The following is a 6463-nucleotide window of genomic DNA, read 5'->3' on the forward strand; positions in this document are numbered from 1 at the left end:
GGGTGTGCCCGGATCGTAGAAAATCCTACGCGCGCCGCCTGCGTCTCGTCTACCAACCGGCGGTGGGGAGCGTCAACTCGGTTAGCCTGCTTTACCCGGGCCTACCGCCCCAGAGCCTGTTTCGAAGCCGACAGAAGTTCTTCCTCGTCCACCACTCCCGCCATGTAATTGGCAATAATTCGGGACGCGAGCGACTCGCGCTGTTGTTCCGATTGGCCGTCAATCTTCAAACGATCGAACACGCGGCCAAGTAGCGCCAGCTCTGACGGGTTGAAAACACCCGAATCCTCTGCTCTTCCACGAAGCGGCATGACAAACCCCCTTCGCCCAGAGATTTTGTTCGTGCAGCATAATTATACACTAAAAAACCGCACCCCGTTGCAGAATCGCAGACGCGAGATGCGCCCTCGCGGAAGATCTGCGAGCGGGCGAGGACGACCTCACATCAGATCTTCAGCAACCCCGTCGAATTTCTTGAGCCCTTCGCTTGGAGGCTTCTGCTTAAGCAGTCCCTGTTCAGTTGCAGCCGCCTCGAAAGCGGCGAACGCAGCTTGGTGACTGCAATGTCCGGCCAGGCATTCCTCGATCATTCGGATTGCTTCAAGTCGGCACGGCTTGTCCATGAATGGCCATGGTTGCTGAAGCGCTTTCGCAGCGTCGGCTATCGACGCGACCACCATCGGCCTGTGATTCAGGTAGATTGTAATCGGGATGAACGCCGTCATTTTTGTCGCTCCGCAGGATTGAAGGCGGTTAAACGCAAAGACATGGCGGTGGTTGCATGAACGTGCATCATCGTGAATTCAGAGCGTCGCTGCCCGAGCCTTTAGACATGACGCAATCGGAACTGGCCGAGCGATCAAGGGTATCGGCTCCACGACAAGGCCGTCACCGTCACCACATGCGGGCCCATCTGTTTCGACCGCAAGAAGGTCAATCTCAGCCTCGTCTTTGCCGGTCAGACCGTCGGCACCGAACAAGTCGAGGACCGAATCTGGCTGACCAGCTTCATGGACTATGAATTGGGATATTTCGACGATGAGACATGCAGACTGGAACCACTCGACAAACCCCTTCGGGCCGAATGGGTTACCCATGTCTCCGGTATAAACCGTAACCCATGTGTCCGGTATGGACCCTGAAAATGCTGGCGATCCCGACAGGATTCGAACCTGTGACCATCGGCTTAGAAGGCCGGTGCTCTATCCAGCTGAGCTACGGGACCGCTGGGCCGACGCCAAGGGCCGGCTGAATTATGCGCTGGGCGCCCGGCATTTGCCGGTCAATGCGTCCAGGGCGTCCTGCGGTCATAGCGGAAATTCTCCGCATAGGAAATCTGACGGCGCTTGGATTCCTTCGGCTCCTCGACACGGAAGGCCAGCCCCTCTTTCTCGGCATAGGCCACCGCCTCTTCCCGGGTGTCAAAGGTGAGCCTGATCTGGCTCCGCATGTCACCCGACGTGGTGTAGCCCATCAGCGGATCGATTTTCTTGCGCATCTCGGGATCGAATTCCAGCACCCAGTGGCCGGTCTTGGCCTTGCCGGACTGCATCGCGGTTTTGGCTGGGCTGAAAATGCGCGCGGACATGAACACCTCGTTGCTACGTGCAAGCGGCACGGCCGCTGTATTCCCGTCATTACTGCGCAATGCCGCCGGCGGCAAGGCCGATGCCAGCCGTACACGGCGGGCCACCGACGGTGACCGCGCGACGGTTCACGGCAAAAGACCCTGCCGCTGTTCCGTTTTCGTCTTTTAGGGTCGCGCAGCCAAGCCCGGAACCTATAGCCCGCAAGGACTCGGGCCGCGGTAATCAGCAGCGGGAGCCGTTGACGAGCACGTTGTGCCGGGCGCCCAAGGCGCTTGGGGGATCCCGAAGCAAATCGTTCTCGTCTCGCTTTGGCACAATGGGATTGGCATCCGAATTGCTACATCCGAATTGCTAATTGAGACTCGCCAGAGTGTAGCCACAGCGCTTGCGGAGGGGGATGGAAATGGGCTTAGCCGAAGACTTGTCTGATGTTGCGCTCACATTCGAATGTCCGGATTGCTCGCATCCGACGGTAAGGAAGGGCTCTGCGCTAAGGACGATCGCGCACTTCAGATGTGACGGGTGCAACGCCAAGGTGCGGATCACTTATCCGCAGAAGCTAGCGATCTTCGAAAGGCACAAGCTGTTGGCCGCCCGGGGGGCGTTGCAATTGGCTGGCTAAGCCTTTTCCAGGTTGTCGGTCGCGCGGATTTCGATGAGCACGAAATCAAAGAATTCTGAGGTGGTATCGTTGGTGACGGGCTGAGGATCGCTCAATTCAAGCAGCTTTCTTGCTGGCGAAGCGATTGATGTTCCGAGCACCGCCGCCGGTTGGACTTTTCGTGCCACTCCCTGCCACTGTATGGCGTTCGTTCCGTTTTTGTCGTTTCGGGGGTTGCCTTCCAAAGCCCGGAACCCTATAGCCCGCAAGGACTCGGAGTGTAGCGCAGCCTGGTAGCGCATCTGGTTTGGGACCAGAGGGTCGGGAGTTCGAATCTCTCCACTCCGACCATTCATTCACCGGAAATTACCGGCCGCGCTGCCGGTGCGCCTGCGCCGGACAGCATCTGAGGCCGACGAAGCACTCCGCGACCGACGGGCAGCCCGGTTTTCCGCGCGTGCCCGCCTGAAGCTGCGAAGCGTCAGCTTTGGATGAACGCCAGGAGATCCGGATTGATGATCTCCGGGTGGGTGGTGCACATGCCGTGTGGAAGGCCCTTGTAGACCTTGAGCGTGCCGTGTTTCACCAACTCGGCTGCAAGCAGAGCGGAGTCGGCAATCGGCACGATCTGATCGTCATCGCCGTGCATGATCAGGACAGGCACGTCGATCTTCTTCAGGTCCTCCGTAAAGTCGGTCTCGGAAAAAGCCTCGATGCAGTCGTAATGGGCCTTGGCTCCGCCCATCATGCCCTGGCGCCACCAATTGTCGACGGCCCCTTGCGAGACCTTGGCGCCCTCGCGATTGAAGCCGTAGAACGGGCCGGCCGGCACATCCCTGTAGAACTGGGCGCGGTTGGCGACCAAAGCGGCACGGAAGCCGTCGAAGACCTCGATCGGCAGGCCGCCGGGGTTGCTGTCGGTCTTGAGCATGATCGGCGGCACCGCGCCGATCAGCACCGCTTTGGCGACGCGTCCTTCGCCACCGTAGCGGGCAACGTAACGCGCCACCTCGCCGCCGCCGGTCGAGTGGCCGATATGGACGGCGTTCTTGACATCAAGGTGAGCGACCAGAGCCGCGACATCGGCGGCATAGGTGTCCATCTCGTTGCCGGTCGCCGTCTGTGTCGAGCGGCCGTGCCCACGACGGTCATGCGCGATCACGCGATAGCCCTTGTCGAGGAAGAACAGCATCTGGTTGTCCCAGTCATCGGCGCTGAGCGGCCAGCCGTGATGGAACACGATTGGCTGGCCTGTGCCCCAATCCTTGTAGAAAATCTCGGTGCCGTCCTTGGTGGTGAATGTGCTCATCCTCTTACTCCTTGATGCAGGTGGCTGAATTGGTTGGGGGAAGGTTGATTCCTTCTGTGGACAAAGCTATCGCAACGAAGTCATGGTGAGGATTGGCAAAACAGACATTGAACAAGGCAAAACTGACAGATGGTTGCGGCGCGTGATCCGGTCGAAATCGGGCTTGTGGTTTATCCCGGCGTTCAGGCAGCGGCAGTACTGGGCCTCACCGATCTCTTTCAGCTGGCCAACCGGCTGGCTTCCGAACGATCGCCGGATGCGCTGAGGCTTCGCGTCAGACATTGGCAGTGGCAAGAGGCGAGCCAAACGGTCATCCCCACCTTCGACAGCGAGCCCGGCCCTGGCCATGGACCTGCCATGGTCATCTTGCCTCCGACGCTGGGTGATCCGATCCCGCGCGAGGCGGCCGCGCCCTATGCCGACTGGCTCAGGGCCCGCCATGCGGCGGGCGCGACGCTGGGCTCGTTCTGCGCCGGCGCCTTCGTGCTGGCCGAGACCGGCCTGCTGTCGGGTCGTGTGGCGACCACGCATTGGGCCTATCGCGACGCGCTGGCGATACGCTTTCCCGACATCCTACTCGATGCCGACAGACTGGTCATCGACGATGGCGACATCATCACCGCCGGCGGCTATATGGCCTGGACCGATCTCGGCCTGAAACTCGTCGACCGGGTGCTTGGGCCGACAGTCATGATAGAAACGGCGCGTTTCATGCTGGTGGACCCGCCGGGACGCGAGCAACGCTTCTACAGCCCGTTTGTTCCCAGGCTGAACCATGGCGACGAGGCCATCCTCAAGGTGCAACACTGGCTCCAGGCGAGAGGCGCGCGCGATGTGACGCTTGCCACCATGGCGGAGCATGCGGCCTTGGAGGAGCGGACTTTTTTGCGTCGCTTTCGCAACGCCACCGGCCTCAAGCCGACCGAGTATTGCCAGCACCTGCGCGTCGGCAAGGCACGTGAGATGCTGGAAGCGACGACCCGATCCATCGACCAGATCGCCTGGGCTGTCGGCTATGACGATCCCGGCTCCTTCCGCAAAGTGTTCGCCAAGATAACCGGCCTGGTGCCGGGCGATTACCGCAGGCGTTTTGGCGTGTAACGAGCGGCCCTGCCCGGCGAAAGCTGAGCGGTGGCGGTTGCGGTGTGACGAGTCTCGACCGGGACGACCGGACGACGCGAATGGGCGGCAAACAGGATCGCGCCTATCGTCTGCTTCCTTAGAGAGCGCTTTCGATATCGGTCCTTGAAAAACCGTCGCCGACATAAAGCAGGCGGCAGGCATGTTCCTTGGCCACCTCATAGGCGAAGCAGTCACCGAAATTGAGCGCGGCCGGTGAATGCCCTTACCCCAGTTTGCGTAGGCCTCGGCGATGCGACGCGCAGAGGCCGGCGTCACTGCCGCAATTTCGAAACCAAGCCCGTCGATCAGGCGGGACAGCTCTTCGCCGACATTGCGCCGCGCCGCGACGATCAGCGCTTCGGCCACGGTGCCGGCGGAAATCAGAATGACGTCTTCGGCCTCGAGCCCCGCGATGCAGACATCAGCCTCCGGCTCGTCAAGAACGATCGCCATCAGCGCCGAGGTATCGACCACGATCATTCAGGCAGGCCATCATCGCCGTAGAGAAAATCCTGGCTTCGCGCGGCAGATGGCCCGACCTTCGTCCTGGCGGCGCCGGATGCGCGCATCGCCTCCAGCAATGCCCGACGGCTTTTCCTGTCCGGCACTGCCTTGACCGGAACCAGGCGCACGGCCGCATGACCGTGGCGGGTCAGAATGATCTCGTCACCTGCCTCGGCACGACGCACCAATTCGGTCAGTTGTCCCTTGGCGTCTGTAACGGATATCTGCATCGGCCCCTCCTCCATGGACCATCCTCTGGTCCATATTTGCAATGAAAATAGACCATTCAACGGTCCATTATAACGGCCAAAGGCGGCGCGGGATTGCTACTATCCGTGGGCGCGGTTGCCAGTGCCGTATACGCGACTGGCGACCCTCTTTGAAGGCAAGCTCGCCGGGAAGAGAACCCCAACCGCCTCATCTCCCGGCGAGCCTACAACCTGATTTGATACGCATCAGGACCGGGGTTAGCCGGCAAGGCTGACCCTGCAAGATGGATGCCAGCACTGATTTCCCGAAATGGGACACCGCCTGAGCCTGTCGTATCAGATCTCGAACTCGCCCTGCCCCTCATCCATGGCGCTGACGGTTTCGGCGGCCAGCGCCCTCGTGATCGGCGTCTTGCGCTCGAGCGCGGTGCGATCCAGCCGCTCGACCACCCGCATCGCGGTTGCCAGCGAGCGTTCGATGCGGCGCACCAGATATTGCACGACATGCGGCTCGACTTCGACCTGGCGGTCGGCGAACAGTTTGGTGATGACGCCGGCCAGCAAGTGATCGTCGGGCTCGTGGATCTCGACCGTCGCCGCCGCCTTCAGCCGCGAAGCGAGGTCCGGAAGTCTGACGCCCCAGGCGGACGGAAAGCGCCGCGCGGTCAAGAGCAAGGTCGAGCCGGCCCCGCGCACCGCGTTGATCAGATGGAACAGCCCCTCTTCATCGACCGGACCGGCATCGACATCGTCGATCAGGGCCGGCCGCGCGCCGAGGCCCGCCATGCAGTCGCCGATCCGCCCGGCGTCGATCTTCACTGCGCCGGCGAGGGCGCGCCAGATCGAGGCCAGGTGGGTTTTTCCAGAGCCCGCCGGACCGGCGAGCACGACCACCGGCGACGGCCAGTCCGGCCAGCGATCGACCAGCGCCACCGCCTGGCTGTTGGTGCCGGAGACGACGAGCTCGTCGCGCGAGTAGCCCGTGCCGTGGCCGAGATCGAGCGGCAACTGGCGAGGCGGGTCGATCTTGTTGTGGTCCGGCATCTGGCTCAACTGCGCGGCCCACCGCTCCCGCGGCGACGCGCCGGCAGCGGCGGGACAGGTTCGGTATTTTGGCCCTTGTAGAGCG

General features: G+C 61.8%; 8 protein-coding genes, 2 tRNA genes and 1 pseudogene. 2 read left to right on the plus strand and 9 right to left on the minus strand.

Going from position 1 to position 6463, the window contains the following annotated elements; all coding sequences use genetic code 11:
- Positions 1 to 101: 101 nt before the first annotated feature.
- The 5 genes from EOA78_RS34585 to EOA78_RS34615 form a co-directional block, all read right to left on the minus strand.
- A complete protein-coding gene (locus EOA78_RS34585; protein WP_029354275.1) occupies positions 102 to 311 on the minus strand; it encodes a hypothetical protein in 210 nt (69 codons plus the stop codon).
- Positions 312 to 440: 129 nt separating this feature from the next.
- Positions 441 to 725: a DUF982 domain-containing protein gene (locus EOA78_RS34590; protein ID WP_127320125.1), complete on the minus strand. Its 285-nt coding sequence runs from the start codon at positions 723 to 725 to the stop codon at positions 441 to 443.
- 423 nt (positions 726 to 1148) lie between these two features.
- A tRNA-Arg gene (locus EOA78_RS34600) sits at positions 1149 to 1225 on the minus strand.
- Positions 1226 to 1282: 57 nt separating this feature from the next.
- A complete protein-coding gene (locus EOA78_RS34605) occupies positions 1283 to 1588 on the minus strand; it encodes an ETC complex I subunit (protein ID WP_127320127.1) in 306 nt (101 codons plus the stop codon).
- 619 nt (positions 1589 to 2207) lie between these two features.
- Positions 2208 to 2435 carry a hypothetical protein gene (locus EOA78_RS34615; protein WP_127320131.1) on the minus strand — a complete coding sequence of 76 codons (228 nt, stop codon included), beginning with the start codon at positions 2433 to 2435 and terminating at the stop codon, positions 2208 to 2210.
- 29 nt (positions 2436 to 2464) lie between these two features.
- Here EOA78_RS34615 and EOA78_RS34620 point away from each other — a divergent pair.
- A tRNA-Pro gene (locus tag EOA78_RS34620) sits at positions 2465 to 2541 on the plus strand.
- Positions 2542 to 2671: 130 nt separating this feature from the next.
- Here the strand turns inward: EOA78_RS34620 and EOA78_RS34625 are convergent.
- On the minus strand, positions 2672 to 3499 hold the full coding sequence (locus EOA78_RS34625; RefSeq protein ID WP_127320133.1) for an alpha/beta hydrolase: 828 nt from the start codon (positions 3497 to 3499) through the stop codon (positions 2672 to 2674).
- A gap of 129 nt (positions 3500 to 3628) precedes the next feature.
- Here EOA78_RS34625 and EOA78_RS34630 point away from each other — a divergent pair, with 129 nt between their 5' ends.
- A complete protein-coding gene (locus EOA78_RS34630) occupies positions 3629 to 4600 on the plus strand; it encodes a GlxA family transcriptional regulator (protein WP_127320135.1) in 972 nt (323 codons plus the stop codon).
- A 118-nt stretch (positions 4601 to 4718) separates the two neighbouring features.
- Here the strand turns inward: EOA78_RS34630 and EOA78_RS34635 are convergent.
- The 3 genes and pseudogenes from EOA78_RS34635 to hdaA all read right to left on the minus strand — a co-directional run bounded on the left by EOA78_RS34635 (position 4719) and on the right by hdaA (position 6378).
- Positions 4719 to 5101, minus strand: a pseudogene (locus EOA78_RS34635) (type II toxin-antitoxin system VapC family toxin).
- Positions 5098 to 5355, minus strand: a complete 258-nt coding sequence (locus EOA78_RS34640; RefSeq protein ID WP_127320137.1) for a type II toxin-antitoxin system prevent-host-death family antitoxin — start codon at positions 5353 to 5355, stop codon at positions 5098 to 5100. Before EOA78_RS34640 ends, EOA78_RS34635 begins: the two are co-directional and overlap by 4 nt.
- A gap of 315 nt (positions 5356 to 5670) precedes the next feature.
- Entirely contained in the window at positions 5671 to 6378 is a 708-nt protein-coding gene (hdaA, locus tag EOA78_RS34645) for a DnaA regulatory inactivator HdaA (RefSeq protein ID WP_127320139.1), read from the minus strand.
- Positions 6379 to 6463 lie beyond the last annotated feature (85 nt).

Source organism: Mesorhizobium sp. M5C.F.Cr.IN.023.01.1.1 (assembly GCF_003997585.1).
In the GTDB taxonomy this organism is placed as follows: domain Bacteria; phylum Pseudomonadota; class Alphaproteobacteria; order Rhizobiales; family Rhizobiaceae; genus Mesorhizobium; species Mesorhizobium wenxiniae.